Origin of the sequence: uncultured Psychromonas sp. (genome assembly GCF_947489755.1) — a bacterium.
Lineage (GTDB): Bacteria > Pseudomonadota > Gammaproteobacteria > Enterobacterales > Psychromonadaceae > Psychromonas.
This window is the reverse complement of record NZ_CANLFB010000033.1, coordinates 1-20,577: the sequence shown is the minus strand read 5'-3', so window position 1 is coordinate 20,577 and position 20,577 is coordinate 1. Positions and strand designations below refer to the sequence as shown.

The 20,577-nt window shown below is 34.1% G+C and carries 17 protein-coding genes; 13 read left to right on the top strand and 4 right to left on the bottom strand.

Annotation, left to right across the window (positions count from 1 at the left end; all coding sequences use genetic code 11):
• Nucleotides 1-6 precede the first annotated feature (6 nt).
• Both Q0794_RS15280 and Q0794_RS15275 read right to left on the bottom strand, forming a co-directional pair.
• Nucleotides 7-768, bottom strand: coding sequence for a flagellar basal body L-ring protein FlgH (locus Q0794_RS15280; RefSeq protein ID WP_298943333.1), 762 nt, complete (start codon nucleotides 766-768; stop codon nucleotides 7-9).
• A gap of 274 nt (nucleotides 769-1,042) precedes the next feature.
• Entirely contained in the window at nucleotides 1,043-1,210 is a 168-nt protein-coding gene (locus tag Q0794_RS15275; RefSeq protein ID WP_298943331.1) for a DUF2986 domain-containing protein, read from the bottom strand.
• Between the two features lie 212 nt (nucleotides 1,211-1,422).
• Here Q0794_RS15275 and Q0794_RS15270 point away from each other — a divergent pair, with 212 nt between their 5' ends.
• A complete protein-coding gene (locus Q0794_RS15270) occupies nucleotides 1,423-1,683 on the top strand; it encodes a hypothetical protein (RefSeq protein WP_298943329.1) in 261 nt (86 codons plus the stop codon).
• On the opposite strand, the gene Q0794_RS15265 is transcribed toward Q0794_RS15270, so the two are convergent.
• Nucleotides 1,673-2,077, bottom strand: a complete 405-nt coding sequence (locus Q0794_RS15265) for a nitrous oxide-stimulated promoter family protein (RefSeq protein WP_298943328.1) — start codon at nucleotides 2,075-2,077, stop codon at nucleotides 1,673-1,675. The two genes, Q0794_RS15270 and Q0794_RS15265, sit on opposite strands and share 11 nt — an antisense overlap.
• A gap of 215 nt (nucleotides 2,078-2,292) precedes the next feature.
• On the opposite strand from Q0794_RS15265, the gene Q0794_RS15260 reads away from it, so the two are divergent.
• From Q0794_RS15260 to Q0794_RS15235, 6 genes are all read left to right on the top strand, one after another.
• Complete coding sequence (locus Q0794_RS15260) at nucleotides 2,293-4,215, top strand: ATP-dependent DNA helicase (RefSeq protein ID WP_298943326.1); 1,923 nt, start codon at nucleotides 2,293-2,295, stop codon at nucleotides 4,213-4,215.
• A gap of 97 nt (nucleotides 4,216-4,312) precedes the next feature.
• Complete coding sequence (tsaB, locus tag Q0794_RS15255) at nucleotides 4,313-5,032, top strand: tRNA (adenosine(37)-N6)-threonylcarbamoyltransferase complex dimerization subunit type 1 TsaB (RefSeq protein WP_298943324.1); 720 nt, start codon at nucleotides 4,313-4,315, stop codon at nucleotides 5,030-5,032.
• A gap of 53 nt (nucleotides 5,033-5,085) precedes the next feature.
• Nucleotides 5,086-5,388 carry a hypothetical protein gene (locus Q0794_RS15250; RefSeq protein WP_298943322.1) on the top strand — a complete coding sequence of 101 codons (303 nt, stop codon included), beginning with the start codon at nucleotides 5,086-5,088 and terminating at the stop codon, nucleotides 5,386-5,388.
• 60 nt (nucleotides 5,389-5,448) lie between these two features.
• Complete coding sequence (locus Q0794_RS15245; protein ID WP_298943321.1) at nucleotides 5,449-6,255, top strand: hypothetical protein; 807 nt, start codon at nucleotides 5,449-5,451, stop codon at nucleotides 6,253-6,255.
• A 522-nt stretch (nucleotides 6,256-6,777) separates the two neighbouring features.
• Complete coding sequence (gene pyrD, locus Q0794_RS15240) at nucleotides 6,778-7,788, top strand: quinone-dependent dihydroorotate dehydrogenase (protein ID WP_298943319.1); 1,011 nt, start codon at nucleotides 6,778-6,780, stop codon at nucleotides 7,786-7,788.
• Nucleotides 7,789-7,918: 130 nt separating this feature from the next.
• Nucleotides 7,919-8,473, top strand: coding sequence for a cell division protein ZapC domain-containing protein (locus Q0794_RS15235; protein ID WP_298943317.1), 555 nt, complete (start codon nucleotides 7,919-7,921; stop codon nucleotides 8,471-8,473).
• Between the two features lie 117 nt (nucleotides 8,474-8,590).
• On the opposite strand, the gene Q0794_RS15230 is transcribed toward Q0794_RS15235, so the two are convergent.
• Nucleotides 8,591-8,872 (bottom strand): peptidylprolyl isomerase, encoded by a 282-nt coding sequence (locus tag Q0794_RS15230; RefSeq protein WP_025564595.1) that lies wholly within the window; start codon nucleotides 8,870-8,872, stop codon nucleotides 8,591-8,593.
• 164 nt (nucleotides 8,873-9,036) lie between these two features.
• On the opposite strand from Q0794_RS15230, the gene htpX reads away from it, so the two are divergent.
• The 6 genes from htpX (at nucleotide 9,037) to Q0794_RS15200 (ending at nucleotide 19,691) form a co-directional block, all read left to right on the top strand.
• Nucleotides 9,037-9,912 (top strand): protease HtpX, encoded by an 876-nt coding sequence (htpX, locus tag Q0794_RS15225; RefSeq protein WP_298943312.1) that lies wholly within the window; start codon nucleotides 9,037-9,039, stop codon nucleotides 9,910-9,912.
• A 188-nt stretch (nucleotides 9,913-10,100) separates the two neighbouring features.
• The gene (locus Q0794_RS15220) at nucleotides 10,101-11,015 is read left to right on the top strand and encodes an ABC transporter substrate-binding protein (RefSeq protein WP_298943310.1); all 915 of its coding nucleotides are present in this window, start codon (nucleotides 10,101-10,103) and stop codon (nucleotides 11,013-11,015) included.
• Complete coding sequence (locus Q0794_RS15215; RefSeq protein ID WP_298943309.1) at nucleotides 11,008-13,485, top strand: EAL domain-containing protein; 2,478 nt, start codon at nucleotides 11,008-11,010, stop codon at nucleotides 13,483-13,485. The genes Q0794_RS15220 and Q0794_RS15215 overlap by 8 nt, the downstream gene beginning before the upstream one ends.
• Nucleotides 13,486-13,506: 21 nt before the next feature.
• The gene (locus Q0794_RS15210) at nucleotides 13,507-15,225 is read left to right on the top strand and encodes an autotransporter assembly complex family protein (protein ID WP_298943306.1); all 1,719 of its coding nucleotides are present in this window, start codon (nucleotides 13,507-13,509) and stop codon (nucleotides 15,223-15,225) included.
• Nucleotides 15,222-19,151: a translocation/assembly module TamB domain-containing protein gene (locus Q0794_RS15205; RefSeq protein WP_298943304.1), complete on the top strand. Its 3,930-nt coding sequence runs from the start codon at nucleotides 15,222-15,224 to the stop codon at nucleotides 19,149-19,151. The genes Q0794_RS15210 and Q0794_RS15205 overlap by 4 nt, the downstream gene beginning before the upstream one ends.
• A 186-nt stretch (nucleotides 19,152-19,337) precedes the next feature.
• A complete protein-coding gene (locus Q0794_RS15200) occupies nucleotides 19,338-19,691 on the top strand; it encodes an ATP-binding cassette domain-containing protein (RefSeq protein WP_298943302.1) in 354 nt (117 codons plus the stop codon).
• Nucleotides 19,692-20,577 lie beyond the last annotated feature (886 nt).

Genomic DNA, 20,577 nt, shown 5'->3' with positions numbered 1-20,577 from the left:
CTTTCCTTAGATTGGCCAAAAACTACCACTAAATAATGACGATAACCAACCACGAGTTTGTACTTCAGCATGTTCACCGGTTGCACTAAATTCAATACGGCTATCAGCGACTTGGTATGATTCTATAGAATTGTCTAATGAAACATCTAAGGGCCTAATAATTCCGGTTAAACGAATATATTCTTTACCGTTATTAATGACTAACCATTTTTCACCGCGTACGACTAAGTTTCCATTATTGAGTACATTTATTACAGACACAGTAATACGGCCTTGTATATTATGGCTTTGACTGCTGCCAGATTCGCCGTCAAATCCTTGATCTTGACTTATCCCTAGCTCTACATCGTTACCATTAACAGATAAATTCCCACCAGGTATTTTAATAGGATCTAGATTATAACTATTTTCGTTAGAAAGGTTTGTACTGGCCGATTTGTTTGCAACCACCTCTTCTTGTAATAATACATTAATAGTATCGCCGATTTTAAATTTAGGCGCATAACTATATAAATCGGAAGATTGGTTTGCATTAAATAATGAACCCGTTATTTCTACAGCAGCTGGAGATCGACTTGGATCAATTGGAGCATAATATGGGTCATCAGGTATTGCCGGATCTGATGTATTTCTTTGCGTTATTTGAGTGCCAGATGTATTTTGAGTCACTTGATTTATTTGACTAATTTCTGGTGTTAGATCAACTTTTTCTAGAGTTGAACAGCCAGTCAGTAATGTAATGCCAATTATAAATGCAGGTTTCATCATTATTAATCTTCCAAGTATATAAAATTTAGGTGTTTCTATTAAAATTGATGGTATTTTAATCAACGTCAACGTGGAGTTAACAAAATTATTCTTTCAATAATAAAGGAATAAATGACAAAAATATATTCATTTTGACATATATAATCAATTGTATTCAACTATTTTAGTGTAGAAATGAGGAATGTAAATGAAGGATGATTAATTTTTAAGTTTGGTTAAATTTCATTAAAACGAAACCTCAGAGGTTTGCCTCTTAAGGTCTTGTTTTTATTTTTTATTTTATTATGACACTATCAATTGATAGTGCTTGTTGTTCTTGTTCTGCAATCTTGGCTCTTTCAGCCTTAGAGATATATTTCTCTTTCGAACCTGGTGCAACCTTAGCATTTATTTTTTTGAGGCGTTTTTGCAGGATACTATTTATTTTCTTTTTACGATTCATATGAAACCCTTATTTATATATCGGGTATTGTAAAGATTAAAGGCGTAAATTCAAAGTTGATTTTCAGGTAGGGTTAAATAAAGGTACATTAACAAGCTTCTCTAGGCATTTTTTATGGTCATAAACCATTATAATGTCGTTATATTAATGAAAGACAAATGATCAATACAAAGAGATTTCATTGTAATGCTTTAATGTAAGAGGTATCTATTATGAGTCAACATCTAATTAATGACTTTATTCATCGCACTTATCTATTCAAGCCATTTTATAATAATAAATTAACCACTCAAAAGTTAGTTAAATATCAAAAGTCTAACGATCATAATCATAACTCACCTGAAGATATTGAAGAAAGTCTATATAAATCAAAATCAACTTTTTTAGTAAAAAACGATAAACCACAAGAAGATAAAACACAAAAACAAACCAATAATGAATCTAAAATCAAACATGTTGATATCACAATTTGATTTTTTTCCGTTGATGGTAATTAGATAATCCGACAGGAATCTTTTTAGGAAATTGTTTTGCCCCTTTAATAATATGCTTAATGGTTAAAATAGGGTGCTTAAGTAGCATCTTTGGACCCGCATATTGCATAATGACTTTAGTTTTCTCTCTGTAATGAGGTTTATAGCAATGAACGGGGCATAGCTTGCAAGCCGGTTTATCTTGCCCGTAAACACAACGGTCTAATTTTTGTCGAGCATGGGAAAGTAACGCTTGGCAATCTTCACACCTTCCTTTTGGGTGATGTGCATTACAGTATAAGGTTGTCATTAACGTTATTGTTTTGAATTCATCTGCTAATTTACCTGTTAATAAGCACGGTTGATTTCGCGATAGCGGTTGTTTGTTATCCATAATGGTACCTTTGTTTCAAATAACTGTGCACTTATATAGAAGTAACCCATGTTCTGTTTCTGTTAAATAACGTAGAATATTTATTATTTATAGCATTTCAATTTTTCGTTGATCCTGATGTAGCGCAAAAAACATCAATTTAACGCGCTTTAACATCAAAGCTATTGATTGAAATGCACTCTCTAACTGATTATTCAACTTAAGAGCTCACTAACTTGATTGCTTCATTTTTTTCATCAACAGGCGCACTCGCAGATCTTATCCCGCATTTTAGAGGACGAGAAGCACAGGTTAAAATGGCAGAGGCTGTTGACTTAGCCATTAAAAAAAAATCCTCATTAGTAGTTGAAGCAGAGACGGGAACGGGTAAAACGTTCGCTTATTTAGCCCCTTCGTTATTAAACTTAGATAAAAGCTTGGGACAAAAGTTAATTATCTCAACCGGTAGTAAAGCACTTCAAGAACAACTCTATTTAAAAGATTTACCTTTATTACTGAAAGCAACTCACTTTACGGGATTATCTACCTTGTTGAAGGGGCGTAGCAATTACCTATGTACTGAACGTTTAAATCGCTACATGTTGGAAACCCGCTTCAAACAACCTAATTTACATACTGAATTAGTCACCATTAAAGACTGGTCAGTCAGTACTGCAACAGGTGATATCGCAGAAGTAGATAACTTGCCAGAAGATGCGTTGATCATTCCTTCTATTACCAGTACTAACGATAATTGCTTAGGACGAGAGTGCCCTAGTTATGAGGATTGCTTTGTCGTGAAAGCGAGAAATAAAGCGATGGATGCCGATGTTATTGTTATCAATCATCATTTATTTTTTGCCGATCTTGCTGTTAAAGAAACTGGTTTTGGGAAATTGATTCCTGAAGCTGATACCTATATTTTTGATGAAGCACATCAATTACCGGATATTGCTAGCCAATATTTTGGTGAAGTACTTTCTAGTAAACAATTAACAGAGCTCGCTAAAGAAATCGATTTTGTGTATCGCACTGAATTAAAAGAAGCGAAGCAGATGGCAAAAGCAGCAGAACAACTTAGAGCGGCATCATTAGATTTTAGATTAGCGTTTGCCATGGAAAAAGGGTCTGGAAGTTGGCGAGATAAAAGTAAAGATCGTGCAATGCAAATGCATGTGAGCCGTCTCAGACAAGTGCTGACATTTTTAAAACAAGTAGTAACAGAGCGATTAGGTAAAAGTGAAGTATTAGATCATGCTTTTGAAAAAATTAATCAATACAGTTTATTATTTGAAAGATTAAATAATACGCATGAAAGTGGGTTTAGTTACTGGTACGAATGTACGAAGCAGCACTTTTCTTTAAATATTACTCCATTAAGTGTAGCAACACGCTTTCAAGTTGAATGTCAGAAAAAACAAGCGAGCTGGATATTCACCTCTGCGACATTATCAGTGAAAGGGGAGTTTAAACATTTTACGCAATTATTAGGCTTAACTCATTCTGATTGTTTACAACTCAACAGCCCATTTGATTACGCAAAACAAAGCTTATTCGTTGTTCCTCGATTATTACCTGAGCCAGGTACACCAGGGTTAGCCATTAAATTAGTAGAGGCATTATCTCCGGTGATAAAGGCCAGTAAAGGTCGCTGTTTTTTTCTTTGTACTAGTCACTCAATGATGAATCAATTAGCACAGGCCTTTAGAGAGTCATTAACGTTACCTGTCTTATTGCAAGGTGAGAAAAGCAAACAAGCATTATTAGATGAATTTGTTAGCCACGGAAATGCGTTATTAGTGGCAACAGGAAGTTTCTGGGAAGGGGTAGATGTTCGTGGACAAACGCTATCTTGTGTGATCATTGATAAAATACCTTTTGCCTCTCCTGAAGAACCTTTATTAAAAGCACGGATGGAAGATGCTGAATTAAAAGGAGGAGACCCTTTCTTTGATGTGCAGCTCCCTCAAGCTGTTATTACCCTTAAACAAGGTGTTGGACGTTTAATTCGTGCTGAGCAAGATAAAGGCGTATTGATTGTTTGTGATACTCGATTAGTCAGTCGTAAATATGGCAATCTGTTTCTGAATAGTTTACCTTGCATGCCACGTACTCGAGACCTCAATAAAGCCATCGATTTTCTGACTTTAATTGATTAAATAGATCGAATAAAATACTCAAGTAAGTATTAAAGAAGACCTCAAACTGGGTCAACATCATTAATAAACATTATAACTCTCATTAAATAGGCGATTTATGTCATCTTCATTAAATATTTTGTGCATTGATTCTTCAACAGAAGCTTGTTCAGTTGCATTATTAACAAAAGATGCAACTACTTATCAACGTTTTATGTTTGCTCCTAGAGAACATACGCAGAAAATACTACCAACCGTTGATGACGTTGTTAAAGAAGCAAAATTATCATTAGCTGATATTGATGTGATTGCTTATGGACAAGGCCCAGGAAGTTTTACGGGGGTTCGTATCGGAATCAGTATTGCGCAAGGGTTAGCTTATGGCTTAGAAAAGAAAATGGTAGGCATTTCCACTTTACAAGCAATGGCACAACAAGCGCTACACAATGATAAGCAATGTAGTAGTGTATATGCAGCTATTGATGCTCGAATGGGGGAGGTTTACTTTGCACACTATATTAATGAAAATGGTGTCATGGTCTTACAAGATAAAGAAGTGGTCATAAAGCCTGAAGCATTGATAGAACAACAACAAAATAACGGCATACTAGTACAACAAAATAGTCAGTTAGTTGGTACTGGTTGGGCTGCGTACCCTGAATTATTAACTTTTTTCCAAACATGTTCAGTATCTGACATTCTTTATCCAAATGCCGAATTTATGCTTAAATCAGCTGCATTATTAATTGCAAATGATAAAGCGGTAGAGCCTGAATTAGCAATACCAGTTTATTTACGTGATACTGTGACATGGAAAAAGCTTCCAGGAAGAGAATAATTGTCTATAATACAAGCATAATTGATATGTGATTAGGAAATAGTAACTGACAAATGGCCATTTATAATAATATAGCGATGACTAATATTCCCATTAACACGGGGAATGTGTCGCAGGTTAAAAAAAATGACAATACGCCACCCGTTAGCGAAGTAACGCCTGTTAGTAAAAAATCGGAAAGCACTGAGTTTTCTTTAGTGCTTTCATCCCAGCAGGAAGAGTCTATTAATGATACGTTGGGCTATGACCAACCCTCTGCAAAAGGGCGTGGCGCATTGGACGCTTATCAACAAGTTGCAACACAAGAAAGACGCGATCAATTAATTGAAAGCATGAGTTTTCATTTCGTCGTTTAAAATGAACCTTTCAACTTCCTAGACGTCTATTCACTTCATTTGCATGATTCAGGTTTATTTATGTCACGTATTGCTTTTTTAACGCTTTCAATACCCACTCTGTTATTCTCACTTTTGTTTAATTATGTTTCCGCACAGAATTACCCGATAAACCTATCAGAAAAACAAACTAATACACTCGCGCGCCTTATTTGGCAGAACGAAGGCGCAGGTAAAACTGAATTCCTGACAGTATGGAATAAAAAGGAAAATTTTCCTTCCTTAGGAATAGGGCATTTCATTTGGTACCCAACATTAAAAAAAGGGCCTTACATAGAGCAGTTCCCACAGTTATTAAACTACCTGAAAGAAAATAATATTAAAATTCCACCATGGTTAACAGAAGCAAAAATAGCGCCATGGAAAAGTAGAGACATGTTTTATGACGAATTTGAAAGCGCTCAATTAATACAATTAAGAGAGTTACTTCATTCTACTATTGGATTACAAGCTAGATTTATTATTAAACGCTTAGAGCGTGGTATACCGGACATTTTAGACAGTAGTGATGAAATTCAAAAAATAAAAATTAATAAGAACTTAAGTGCATTAACGTCCACGCCTGAAGGCATCTTTGTGTTACTTGATTATATAAACTTCAAAGGTGAGGGGATTGCAATTAATGAACAATATCAAGGCTATGGATGGGGATTAAAGCAAGTGTTACTAGCAATGCCTGAACAATCAAACAATATATTATTGAGCTTTGCTTTAGCTGCTGATGAAATGCTCACTAGGCGAGTAAAAAATGCACCCCGCGATGAAATTCAATGGCTAAAAGGGTGGCGAGTTCGTGTCCATAAATACCCTTCATTGAACATTCAATAGTAAGCATAGATTAAGTATTGTTTTAGCCTTGACTGAACAATACAAGCTTAAACATTCAATAATATGTATTGGCTAATATAATACCGTTTAATTTAATTAAAAAGTTAGTTTATGGCTTTTAAATAATGGTAGTTATGATGGTATGAGGCAGAACACTTTGTTAACTGCCTGTTAAAGTTAACATTTTTGCTACCGGAGATTTACTTTTTAATTATTACTTTTTAATTATTATTTTTTATCTGCATAGTATATTCCTATCGATCGTAATCCCCTTTATGTTATTGATTTAATATTACAATCTTTCCTTAGTTATTAACATTCATTCACTGTGTATCACTACTCAGTTCATCACACCTGTAGCATCATGTGTTTATTTATTGATGTGTGTTATTACGATAGCGTGAGACAATGATATACTTGATTTTTGAAGCTTTTGTTATCATTACAGTATTGATTTTTACGGTTTTTCTATACAATAGCGTAAATTTCATTCGGCAATATCCATTTAAATAAGGTCTTATTATGTTATATCGAGTTATGCGTAGTTTTTTATTCAAAATGAATCCAGAAAAAGCGCACGATCTTTCAATCAAGCAACTTAAGTTAACTCACGGTACCGTATTAGACCTTTTTTACCGTCAAAAAGTACAACAGCGCCCTGTACAACTTATGGGCTTAACCTTTCCTAATTCATTAGGATTGGCTGCCGGTTTAGATAAAAATGCTGAATGTATCGATGCTTTTGGTGCTATGGGCTTTGGTCATGTTGAAGTTGGTACTGTTACACCCGTTGGCCAGCCTGGCAATCCTTCCCCACGTTTGTTTCGTGTATTAGAAGGTGAAGGTATTATTAATCGTATGGGATTTAATAATGATGGTGTTGATAATTTAATTGAAAATGTTAAAAACAGTAATTTTAAAGGTGTGATCGGTATTAATATTGGTAAAAATATCAATACACCTGTTGAACAAGGTAAAGAAGATTACATTATTTGCATGGAAAAAGTTTACCCACATGCAGGTTATATTGCCGTTAATATTTCATCTCCCAATACACCTGGACTACGATCTTTACAGTACGGTGAGGCGTTAGATGACTTATTATCTTCGTTAAAAGATCGTCAAGAGGCGCTTGCTAAAAAGCATGAAAAATATGTGCCGATTGCATTAAAGGTGGCGCCTGATTTAAGTGACGAAGAGATAGAGTCAATTGCTCAATCATTACTGAAATATAAAATAGACGGATTAATTGCGACTAACACAACCCTTGATCGTGAAATGATTAAAGGTATGTCGCATGCTTCTGAAGCAGGCGGTTTAAGTGGTCGTCCTTTACAAAGTAAAAGCACTGCCGTTATTGCTAAATTTGCTCAACATTTGAAAGGTGAAATTCCAATCATTGGAGTCGGTGGTATTGACAGTGTCATTGCAGCAAAAGAGAAAATTGAAGCTGGCGCTAGCTTAGTACAAATTTACTCAGGCTTTATCTACCAAGGACCGCCATTAGTTAAAGATATCGTAAATCATATTTAGTGGTTAATAAGCGACTAAATACTAATGTTACTAAAGTAAGTAGGGTAAACCCTAGATTTAAAATACAACAGTTCAATTAACAATCTGAAAGTAAACGTTAATAATAAAACGATTTAAACGAGGAAGAGTAATGGATTTTATTCCAAAAGCAGAATGGCAATGGGTCTTTGATCATCACCAGGGAAAATTATCTGTTGCTGGGCTCGATTGGGCTATTCCTATCGTATATGAATCCAATATGTTGCGTTTACGTGAAAGCCAGACCCTTTCATTTACCGTTGAGGATGTGACTCGATACATTGAACTGTTTGAAAGTGAATCTTTAAGCCATTTTGAAGAATCATTACGTTGTAAGATAATATTACATTTATTAGCTATTGATGTGTTTCATAAACCTATTATGCCGAAAAGCTGGTTATTTGAAGCATCAGAAAAACCTAAAATGCAATTTGATAATGGTGAGCTAGGCATATTAATAACAACAGGCGAGCATGAGTCTGCAAAATACATGGTATTGGAACAGCAAGATAACTTTTGTTTATGTATGTTGTTTGATGAAAACCATTTATTTCCAAATGGTAAAACGTTTAAACAGTTCCAAATTATAAAAGTGACAGTGGATAAATTAACGCCATGCTTACAAACTCAACCACAAGAATGGGTTTCTTTTCAAAACGCAGGTTAATTGTTTAATTATATGGTTGGATTTTTAAAGGAATTTAACTTATTGAAAATATAAATTGATATATTTAACCCATAAAAAAACCGCTCATCGAGCGGTTTTTAGTTTGCGACAATAAAATTAATCGTTGCGTTTAGTGACTTCTAATAGATGGTAACCAAATTGAGTTTTTACAGGGCCTTGCACTTCACCAATTGGTGCAGAAAAAACCACTTTATCGAACTCTGGAACCATCATTCCTGGTCCAAACTCACCTAAATCACCACCTTGTGCACCAGATGGGCATGATGAATGTTGTTTAGCAACTGAAGCGAAATCAGTTCCAGCTTCAATGTCGTTTTTTAATGTAAGACATTGTTCTTCTGAGCTAACTAAAATATGACGTGCTTGAGCTAAAGCCATGGGTAATTCCTTAAGTAGTAAAAAGTTAAATGGATTGTAACGATAGATTATCATGGGTGCAAATCAGAGTGATTGAACGCGTTAATTTTATTCATTATTTGCTTGCATCTTTGTCACAAAGTCATATTATGTCGAAATATTGTTATTTATAAGTCGAGGTCTACATGAAACGTATTGCATTATTTCTATTAACTAACCTAGCGGTGGTTTTAGTACTAGGTATTGTATTAAGTATTGTTTTTTCTGTCACTGGAATGAATTCCAACAGCATAGGTGGATTACTAATACTTGCGACGGTTTTCGGTTTCGGTGGTTCATTTATCTCTTTAGCAATGTCTAAATGGATGGCTAAAAGAAGTACTGGTGCAGTTGTGATAGTTACTCCAAGCAATACAACTGAACGTTGGTTATTAGAAACAGTAAAAAGACAAGCCGATAAAGCAGGCATAAAAATGCCTGAAGTGGCTATTTACCCAGCTCAAGACATGAATGCCTTTGCGACAGGCATGAAGAAAAACAGTGCGTTAGTGGCAGTCAGCACCGGTCTACTTGAGCAAATGACACAAGACGAGGCAGAAGCTGTTTTAGCACATGAAGTCAGTCATATTGCGAATGGCGATATGGTGACACTTGCCCTTATACAAGGCATTGTTAATACGTTTGTTATTTTCTTAGCACGTGTTATTGGTGGATTTATTGATAATGCGATGCGTGGTAATAACGACAATGACTCGGGGCGTGGTTTTTCTTACTACATTATTGTTTTCATTTTAGAAATGGTATTTGGCATTTTAGCAAGCACCATCGTTATGTATTACTCACGTAAACGCGAATTTATTGCAGACTCTGGGTCAGCATCGTTAGTGGGAAAAAACAAAATGATTGCAGCATTAAAACGTTTACAAATGACCTCGGAACCACAACTTGAGGGAAGCTTGATGGCATTTGGTATTTCTGGTAAAAAGAAAAGTAGTTTGTTTATGTCACATCCGCCTTTAGAGGATCGTATTAAAGCCTTACAAAATAGCCAAATGATGTAAATTTAAGACTTTAAACTCTCATTAATTTAAAAAATAGCATGTATATTCCTACATGCTATTTTTTTATCTCCCTAACTCTGTAAAATCAATTATCTTCTTATTAATATCTGTAATGTTAGCAAGTTATGAATCTGTGTATAAATAAAATCCTTAAATCGTTTACGATAATATCTCTATTTTTATCTGTCATGAGTTGTACTCCATATCAAAAACCTTTAACTATTGGTGCAGCACCTTGGCCTAACTTTGAGTTTGCTTTTTTAGCAAATGAACTCGGCTATCTAGATAAAGAGCAATATTCATTACTAGAACTCACTTCATCAACCAGTGTTATTCAAGCCTTTCAAACCGCCAAATTAGATGTTGCTTTTTTATCATTAGATGAAGTTTTAACATTAGTTGCCTTAGGTATCGATTTAAAAATAATTTCAGTTATTGATCGTTCAAAAGGTGGCGATGCGTTAATGGCAAGGCCTGAAATAAAAACATTAGAAGATCTAAAGTGGCATTCTATAGGCTATGAAAATAAAGCCTCAGGTGCATTGTTACTTGATGAAGTTTTCACCTTAACTGATTTGAATAATCAAACCGTGCAATTACATGAAGTAAAACAAAACGAAGTTAAAGATGCTTACTTAAAAGGTAATATTGATGCATTAATTGTGAGGGAGCCTGTGAAACAGCAATTATTAGCATTAGGGGCTCGAGAACTCATTAATTCATCTGCACTAGGTTTACCCATTATTAATGTATTAGTGGTACGTGGCGATTTATATCAAGAAAAAGAACAACAAATCGCACATTTTTTAAGTTCGTATTACCGTGCCCATCTTTTTTATGAAAAAAATCCAGCAGAAGCGTTAACCAGTATGTCAGTTCGTTTACAGCTTTATCCTTACTTTCTTGAAAAAGCAATTTTGAATTCTCAATTTATAAATCCTAAACAAGCATTAATGCGATTATCAGGCACACCTTCTAATATCGAGTTACAGGCAGAGCAATTAAGTATATTAATGAGTGAAAAGCGGATGCTTGGACAAATTCAAACCGATCTATCAAGCCTCATTTCAACACGTATTTTAGAACGAGCTATTTATGAATAAACTTCGTCAAACATCACTAATTATACTTTTACCCGCTATATTATTTATTGTATTTATTATATTGCAGGGAAGTGTTTTTTGGCTAGATTTTCACAATAAACAACGCGAGCTTTATAGTGAATCTGAACAAGATATAAAAGGATTAGCAGGCCAACTTCAAACCTCATTATCTAACTCTTTAATGCGTTTAGAAAAAGCCAGGGCCCAAGACTTTGTCTCTACTGCCGCTTTAAACGAGAATGTTAAAACCGTTGCAGTGGTTGATAATAATCAACAAGTCGTTTTAAGTAATAACTTCCGTGAAAAATATATGTTCGCTAAATTACAGTTAGAGAGATATGAAGGGCAAATATTAGATAGAGTGATCAATCAGAACGAAATCGTTGTTAAATATTTTGAAAAAAGTAAAGAGCTTGTCGTATATGCACCTTTGCAAATGATTTCAAAAGGAAACAGTCTCAACCGTAAGTTTAATGGTGTTATTTTCATTCGTTACTCTTTAACGAGCGCCTACAGTGAATTAATACATGACAGTTTATTTATGTTAATTAATTTTTCATTAATTTTATTATTTACAATTACTTTATTTGTTTACTTTATTAATCGTTTATTAGTTTTACCTTTAAAACGTCTCGCTGAATCTGTCAATATTACCGATATTACTAATCAACCCATAATACAGGACACGGGGTTAGGTGAGGTTGGTTTATTACAGCGTGCATTTAGTAATTTAATTGTCGACGTTTCAAATAATATAAATCAATTAGAAGCCAGTGAAGAGCGCTGGTTATATGCCATTAATGCTGCAAGAGATGGTGTTTGGGATTGGGATGTTGATAACGGTAAAGTTTATTATTCGAATCGTTGGAAAGAAATGCTTGGATTTGAACAAGAAAATATTAGTAAGGATATACTGGAATGGGAAAGTCGAATTCACCCTGATGATGTATTCCAAGTTACCGATGATTTAGGTGCCCATTTCTCTGGCAGAAATTCTTTTTTTGAAAGCACACATAGATTAAAGTGCAGTAATAATGAATACCTTTGGGTCTTAAGTCGAGGCCAAGCCGTTTCTTGGGATACTGAAGGTAATCCATTACGAGTTATAGGTACAACGACAGATGTTTCTGCTTATAAAAGTTCAAATGAGCAAATTCAAAATGAATTAGAGCTGGATAACGAGACTAATTTACCTAACCAATTACAATTACAATACCATATCCCACAAGAAATAATTCGTCTACAAAGTAAAAACTTACAAGGTGCATTTATAACGTTTGAGTGTAAACAACACCCAACTTTTGATGAATCTAAAGGGCCGAGTTATAGTAAAGAGATCCTGAATACTATCGCTCGTAGATTAGAAAAAAACAAACTAAGTCCTGATTTTGTTTGTCATATTAAAGAGGCTGAATTTGGGATTGTTTTATCCGATCTTCATTCATCACCAGAACAAGCTGCCGAATTAGCATTAATATTTACCAAAAAATTAGATTTGATATTGACCTTACCTATAATAATAGCGGATGAAGAACTAATCTTAAATTTTGTTTATGGCATCACTTTATTTCCTGACGCTGAAAGTAAAGCGGAGAATATATTAAAAGAATCAGCTATCGCAATGGACAAAGCAGAAGATAGTCAGTTTGGCAACATTAGTTTTTTCTCAAAGACAATAGAAAATAAAATACACTTAAAACACAGTTTACGAACACAAATAAGAAAGGCCCTCGACCAACAATCATTTTCATTATTTTATCAACAACGTGTCGATGTGTTTGGTAATTTAGTGGGTGTTGAGGCATTTGTTCGTTGGTATGATTCTGAACAAGGGTGGATCAATCCAACTGACTTTATGCCTGTCGCTGAAGAGTCAGGTTTAATTATTCCACTGGGTGATTGGGTCATCCGTCATGCCTTTTTAGAGTTACAAGGCTGGATTAAAAAAGGATTACCAAAACATTTTAAAACTTTATCGATGAACGTTAGTCCAAAGCAATTATTACAACAAGACTTCCTTACTTCATTAAATAAGTATTTATTAGAAACAGGTATTGATGCAAACTTAATAGAATTAGAGATTAGCGAAACAGTATTAGTTTCACACACAGAGTTAGTCATTAATAAATTAAATGAAATGCGTAAACTTGGTTTTAGGTTTGCTATTGATGATTTTGGGACGGGTTATTCTTCATTTTCCTATCTCAGTGTTTTACCTATTTCTACATTAAAAATTGACCAGTCTTTTATTGTTAATTTATTACAACAAGAGAATCAACAAGTTATTGTTAGTGCCATTATTAATATGGGTAAATCACTTAATTTAGATATTGTTGCTGAAGGTATAGAAAATGCGGATGAACTTAATTTATTGATTTATAAAGGGTGCAATCAATTTCAAGGCGACTTTATTGGTGCACCAGCCTCCGCTAGCGATTTTAGACATACGATTGTAACCCAAAACCTTTAAACCAGAAAAGTTAGAGAGTTAATGAATAAACTTTATAAATTTTGTATTTGCTGTGCGCTTACTTGTACCTCCTTTAATATTGCGGCTGCTGTCAGTTATCAAGTAAAGGGAACAGATAATAAAAAAGCTATTGCCAACATAAATGTTTATTTAAGTGGGCTATCAGCGCCTGATAACGCAGATAATGAAAGCTACTTAAACGAAGTGGTGATAACCGGAAAAGAAAGCTTAGTGGCACTTGGGTATTACCAATCTCAAATAACCAGTTCTGTTAGCGAAGAAGAAAATAGCCAAACGGTGACTTTAGATGTTGATTTAGGCACTAGAACCACCATTACAGAAGTCGATTTAAAATTAACAGGTGAAGCTTTAAACGATCGTAATTTTCAGCAGTTATTATTAGATTTTCCTCTTAAAGAAGGCCAATTTTTAGATCATGGTGAATATGAATCAGCTAAAAGCAGCTTTAAAAGTTTAGCGCAACGGTATGGTTATTTTGATGCAATTTATACAAAATCATCCGTCGAAGTAACTCAAAAAGATAATACGGCGGCCATTCATTTATGGTTCGAAAGTGGTATCCGTTATCAATTTGGTGAGCTTATATTTGATACTGAAACACCTGCTGAAACATATATTCTCTCTCTGCTTAACTTTCAAGTTAATGACCCGTTTGATACCAACACCTTAAATGCTTACAACGAGGAGTTAAGTCAAACTGGTTATTTTAAAAGTATTTCTATTTTACCTGACATGGACAAAAAAGAGGGGAGAAATATTCCTCTACACGTTATCACTTATATGAGTCCAGAAGATTCATTTTCAGCCGGATTAGGTTACAGTACCGATGAAGGAGTCAGAGGGAAATTCGGTTGGAAACATCCTTGGGTGAATAAATACGGTCATTCTATCGAAGCCAATCTTACTGCATCAGATCCTAAACAAGAAGCATCTATCGTTTACAAAATGCCAATTGACGATCCTCTTTACAACTACTATTCAATTCAAAGTGGCTACAAAATGCTTGACCAAAATGATACTGATACAAAGCAGTATGTGGTTAGCTTTAATCGACATTGGCGACTTGATAATGATTGGTTACGTACTATTTATTTACGTTACGATAATGAGTCAGGTTTACAAGGGCAACAAGAATTTTCAACCGCATTAGTATTACCAGGAATCAGCTTTAGTCGCACGCGCAGTCGAGGTGGTATTAATATCGACTGGGGCGATAAACAGCTGGTCTATTTTGAATTTGCAGAAGACAGTTTGTTATCTACTGATGATGTGGTGAAAGTTTACGGTCAAACAAAATGGATACGCACTTATAGTGGTCATCAGTTTGTTGCTTCAGCTGAGGCGGGTGCAATTTTCTCTGATTCTATCTACGATGTACCTTCATCAATGCGTTTTTTTACCGGTGGAGACCAAACGATCCGGGGTTATGGCTATGAAGATATTGCGCCTAGTGACTCAGATGATTACCTTATCGGTGGCTCTTATCTTGCGACTGCCAGTTTAGAATATCGATTTCCACTCAGCGAAAGTTGGAAGTTGGCCGTTTTCTCGGATGTTGGTACAGCAACGGACGATTTCTCTGAAGATCTATCAATGAGTACCGGAGTTGGTGTAGTTTGGGCATCTCCAGTTGGTCCAATTCGTTTTTATGTTGCCGCACCATTAACGAATACAGATGATTCCTACAAAATCCATTTTCTGATTGGACCTGAATTATGAGATATATTTCAACGACATTAAAAATTTTTAAGTATTTATTTTTTATTACATTTGTATTGTTTGCTTTAATTATTTGGTTATTAAATACACATTCAGGTAACAGCTTAATTATTAATATTGCCCAGAAAGTTGAACCTAGATTACAGGTCACACTTAGTGAAGGTAGTTTATTTTATTCCCCTATTTATGAAAAAATTCGTTGGCAAGACCAAGATACACTGATTGAACTCAACGACGTAAGCTACGAGTTTGATTGGCAGTGCATTATAGAAGAATTATGTTTAGATTCGTTAAAAGTGGGTAGTGCGATCGTTAACATACCTGAATCAACAGAACCAGTTGCTGAAGAAGAAAGTACTGAACCACTTGTTATTGAATTTCCAATCCCTGTTCATATTAATGGGGTCGATATTAACAACACCTTAGTTAATGTGGCCGGAATAAAACTTGAATTGAATCAACTATTATTAAAAGTTGATGGAGAAAAAAGCGATGTATCAATAGATACCACAATCAATGGATTAACAGTGACATTGGCCGATTCAGTTGAAGAAGCTAAAGTAAACAATTCGACCACCTCAAAATTGGTTATACCCGACAATTTTCCCGCTATTTTAAAAGAAGGTGATTTACCTGAAATTGTATTGCCCGTTAATTTACTCGTTAAAAAATTAGATATAAATCAATTTAAGTTAGTTCAAAATGAACAGCTTCTGGCCCAAATAAATAGTTTAGAAAGTCGATTTAATTATATTGGTTCAGCGATTTCTTTGGATAAAATACTATTAGACGTACCTGAAGCCAACCTAGATTTAAAAGGGAAAATTGATTTATCAAAACGTTACCCTATGGACTTAGCGGCTTCAATTAAACTGAAAGAAATTGCACAATTAGATCCTGTCTCATTATTAAAAGGGCAACAAGTTGCTATCACGGCAAAAGGAGATTTAAGTGATCTAACATCTCATGTCAGTTTAACTAAACTCATCAATGCAACTATTGATAATAAAATTGACCTCTATAGTGAAAATTTACCCCATCAGTTATCTGTTCAATGGGATAAATTAAGCTGGCCCTTGACTGGTGACCCTCAAATTACATCTAAAGATGGTCATATAAGCAGTGATGGTAATCTTAATAATTATAAAATAGATATCGGATCTGATTATGCATTACCAGATTTACCGACAGGGCAGTTAGCAATAGCCGGTAAAGGTAATTTAAGTTCATTAAATTTATCTCAATTACAGGTTAATACCTTACAAGGACAAATCTTATTAGCTGGTAAATTGAATTGGAAAGATAAACTAACTTGGTTAGGTGACTTGAATATTAAAGGGGTAGATTTCAAAGAACTTAGTGAAACTTATCCTGCGACATTAAATGGCCACATTAAACAATCCGTTACAGTGTCACTTGATGATACTGCTAATTGGGCATTCGATTTTCCAGTGATAGACCTTTCCGGCAACTTTTTGCAAAGACCTTTAACTATTAATGGATCTGCAAATGGCAATGCAAGTAATGGCATAAATGTAAATAATTTGAATATCGTCAATGGGGACAACAGGATTTCGGCAGATGGTAAAGTAGCCGATGTAAACGACTTATCCCTACAATTAGATATTCAAGATCTTAGTAAAGTAATGGTAGAAGCGACCGGTCAAATAAAAGGTAAAGTAGACTTAACTGGCAGTTTAGACAAAATACAAGTTAACACTGATTTAAAAGCAGAAAAGTTGAGTTATTTTAAGGACAGTATTGAATCTCTTAATATTAAAGGTAAGGCGACCATTGCTGATATTCCTTTTGCCGATTTAACATTAACTGCTAACAATATTGTTGCTAGCGAACAAAAAATTGAAAGAGTAACAGTTAATGTTGATGCTACTAGCGTGACTAAAAGCGAAGTTAAACATAATATTAAAGTCGACTTACAAAGTAAAATCGCAGACAGTAATTTAGCACTGATATTTACACAGCAAGTTAATGATTGGAAAGCGCAATTAACAGAAGCATTAATCAATACACAACAAGGGAAATTAGTCTTAGCGTCACCATTTACTGTAACAATGGATCAGGACACAATTAATCTGACTAAGCATTGTTGGTTAGCAAGTAACGATAATAATGATAAAAATGGAGAGTTATGCGTTAATAAGTTAAGTGCCGGTGAAGATGGTGAAATTAACATTAATATTAACGACTTTTTGATGACCAGTATTAATCCATTTATACCTAATACTATTTCATTAGAAGGGGCTTTAGATGCTGATATCAATGCATCATGGGTTAACAATAAGAAACCTAATATTGATTTATTTGTTGATGGCAAACAAATAGCTCTTAACATTCAAGATGATGCTATCAATACGGAAACGATTAAATATCCTGTTGAAAAACTACATATTGAGTTAAAAGCCGATCAGAAAAATGCTGATTTTTCTGTGTTAGCGGTATCAGATGGTTTAATAAATGCGAATATATCTGGCCAATTAAGTCCCTATGAATCATCGCCAACAGTAAATGCAAAGGCCCTTTTACAAATACCTGACTTTGATGCATTCTCAATACTTATACCTCAGGTCGATAGACTTGTTGGATATTTAGAAGCTGATGTTGATGTTAATGGCACATTAGAAAAACCTGTATTAAAAGGGCAAGTGCTCATTGCTGATACTTCAGTTAAAGCGCGTAAGTCTCCAGTCCAGGTGTCGGAACTCAACGCACAAATAAAAATAGATGAAAATAAAGCGGATGTTACTGGATATTTTTTCACTAACAATGAAAAAATTCCTAAGAAAAAGTCTACTTCATTCGTTGATAAATTAGTTGCGCTTAAAGACAGTGCAATTAAAAATACTATCAGTATCCCGCAGCGTATTGCCAATATTCAAAATGGTCCTGATAAAGATAAAAAATCTAACGGGCGTGTCGATATTTCAGGCTTATTAGATTGGCAAAATGCCTTTAAAGCAGATGTACATTTGGAAGCTGATCAGATGCTTATTCAAGATTATTCGCAAATTAAATTATACATCAGCCCCAATATAAACCTTATTTATGATGAAAGTATTAGCGTTGAAGGGGTAGTTAATGTTGATAAAGGAACAATAACGATTGAGGAATTACCCGCTGGAGCGACGAGTGTATCAAGTGATGTCATTGTAGTTGATGCAGAGAAAACGACAGAGAGTACTGATTTACCAATGAAATTAAACGTTAAAGTATCAATGGGTGATAAGTTACGCATTCAAGCATTAGGTTTAGATTCGATCATCAAAGGTGATTTACTAGTACGTAAAGACTTAACAAAAGATTTAACAGTTAATGGTGAATTAACTTTTTCACAAGGAAGTTACCGAGCCTTCTCACAAGCACTGGTTTTACAAAATAGTCGAGTTGTCTTTCAGGGGTCCGCAAGTGAACCTTATTTAAATATCGAAGCCATTAGAGACCCTAGCGATATTGAAGATAACGTGACTGCAGGGGTAAAAGTCACTGGTACACCAGATCAGTTACAATTAACTATTTTCTCTAATCCTTCGATGTCACAACAAAATGCACTTTCTTATCTGACTCGAGGTTATTCAATTGAGGACTCGTCTGGTGATGATAGTAACAGTCAATTAGCTGGAATATTAATAGGTTTAGGCACAAAACAAACAGACGGTGTAATGCAGAATATTGGTGATAGCGTTGGTATTAAAGATCTTTCGTTAGCATCAAGTGGCCAAGGCAGTGAGCAATCTGTTGGCATAAAAGGCACTATCGCACGAGGAGTGGAAGTAAGTTATGGTGTAGGGGTCTTTGATTCCTTTACTGTTTTTGCTATTCGTTATCAATTATTCAAACAGTTTTATATCGAAGCATCGAGTGGTTTAACACAAGCTGTTGATGCCTATTATGAATGGGATTGGGATTAGTTTTTTACGACTCTATTTAATGAATCATTAAATAGAGTCGTTTATTTTGATGTTTTCGCTTTTAATGATCCAACTTTATTCCCTTCCATTGTAGGACAAGTGCAAAAATTAAGTAATGAAGCACAACCTCATCAATAGCTTAAGCTTTTTCATGACCCTCCAGCTGCGTTTACTAACAGTGTAACCTTGTCCATATTGTTAGATGATTTGGTTAAATTACATAACTCAACCCGTATCGCACCTTTAATGAAAAAGTTAAAACGAGCTCTTGGCTTATTAGAACGAAAAAGTACTGAAGTTTCAGGTGGAGAATTACAACGTTTTGCTATTCTACGCGCGTTAATTTTAGACCCAGTATTTTTATTCGCAGATGAGCCAACATCATGTTTAGATCCAATTACGGCTAAAGAAGTCATTGACCTATTGGTTGATCTTTCCAAAGTACAAGAATGTGCATTATTGTTAGTAAGTCATGATCCACACTTAATAGAGAAACGCTGTGATAAGGTGCTTCGCTTGAGTAACAACGTGTTAATTTAAATAATAATGCGATTAAATAATCTTATTTCTGGATGATGAAATCGACAAAAAACCCTATTTTAATTGATTTAAATATAAATATGTTTTGATTATTCAGGGCTGAGATTAAATATAAAATTTAATAAATAGCAGAGGATTGGACTATTTTTGTTAAAACCAATAAGAGTAAAAAACAAAATATCATTTATATTCAATAAGTTAAATTGTTAAGTTGATTTCAATATGAAATAGAAAGGGGGCTTGTTAGTAAAATGTAATTTCATATTAAAATGAGATAGATTTTAGTCACAATCCATTTTCTAATTTATAATATTAATATTTTTTATTAAATTTCAGTTCGCTTTTTGCTTTTTCTACCTTTAAAAATTAGTCCTAAATTCACATAGTAATGCAGGTTATTTATGAATATTTAATGGTTTATGGTTAAGTTTTTTACTACAAATAATCATTGAATTAGATAAGTGCATTAAATTTTTAGCTTTAAATAATTTAATAGCGAGTATTTAGAATGATTTATTACAAGTCTATTTAAGATTCCTACAGAAATCACAAACTATTTTTCAATTGGATAATGAATAGCACCAATGTAATTATCTAAAACTTCACAGAGTTTATTGATATCGTGGTGATTATCATAGTAATAATTTTCAGTATTATTTTAATGATTTTAAATTCAATGTTTAAAATAAAAATATAACATAGGTACGATACAACAATAAATATTCATGATGTCGATTACTCATGACGGAGATTAAAAATAATTAAACTTAGATATAAAATACAGTCAATTAAAAATTGTTAGCATTTAATTAATTAATTAATTAATTTATAGTTAGTGTTGTGATAATCATAACTAAAAGATAGAGATGAAGATTTCTATATTTCA

Bases quoted from the DNA above. Each gene is read 5' to 3' on its own strand.
- Q0794_RS15280 (WP_298943333.1), bottom strand. From the start codon at position 768: ATGATGAAACCTGCATTTATAATTGGCATTACATTACTGACTGGCTGT.
- Q0794_RS15275 (WP_298943331.1), bottom strand. From the start codon at position 1,210: ATGAATCGTAAAAAGAAAATAAATAGTATCCTGCAAAAACGCCTCAAA.
- Q0794_RS15270 (WP_298943329.1), top strand. From the start codon at position 1,423: ATGAGTCAACATCTAATTAATGACTTTATTCATCGCACTTATCTATTC.
- Q0794_RS15265 (WP_298943328.1), bottom strand. From the start codon at position 2,077: ATGGATAACAAACAACCGCTATCGCGAAATCAACCGTGCTTATTAACA.
- tsaB (WP_298943324.1), top strand. From the start codon at position 4,313: ATGTCATCTTCATTAAATATTTTGTGCATTGATTCTTCAACAGAAGCT.
- Q0794_RS15250 (WP_298943322.1), top strand. From the start codon at position 5,086: ATGGCCATTTATAATAATATAGCGATGACTAATATTCCCATTAACACG.
- Q0794_RS15245 (WP_298943321.1), top strand. From the start codon at position 5,449: ATGTCACGTATTGCTTTTTTAACGCTTTCAATACCCACTCTGTTATTC.
- pyrD (WP_298943319.1), top strand. From the start codon at position 6,778: ATGTTATATCGAGTTATGCGTAGTTTTTTATTCAAAATGAATCCAGAA.
- Q0794_RS15235 (WP_298943317.1), top strand. From the start codon at position 7,919: ATGGATTTTATTCCAAAAGCAGAATGGCAATGGGTCTTTGATCATCAC.
- Q0794_RS15230 (WP_025564595.1), bottom strand. From the start codon at position 8,872: ATGGCTTTAGCTCAAGCACGTCATATTTTAGTTAGCTCAGAAGAACAA.
- htpX (WP_298943312.1), top strand. From the start codon at position 9,037: ATGAAACGTATTGCATTATTTCTATTAACTAACCTAGCGGTGGTTTTA.
- Q0794_RS15220 (WP_298943310.1), top strand. From the start codon at position 10,101: ATGAGTTGTACTCCATATCAAAAACCTTTAACTATTGGTGCAGCACCT.
- Q0794_RS15215 (WP_298943309.1), top strand. From the start codon at position 11,008: ATGAATAAACTTCGTCAAACATCACTAATTATACTTTTACCCGCTATA.
- Q0794_RS15210 (WP_298943306.1), top strand. From the start codon at position 13,507: ATGAATAAACTTTATAAATTTTGTATTTGCTGTGCGCTTACTTGTACC.
- Q0794_RS15205 (WP_298943304.1), top strand. From the start codon at position 15,222: ATGAGATATATTTCAACGACATTAAAAATTTTTAAGTATTTATTTTTT.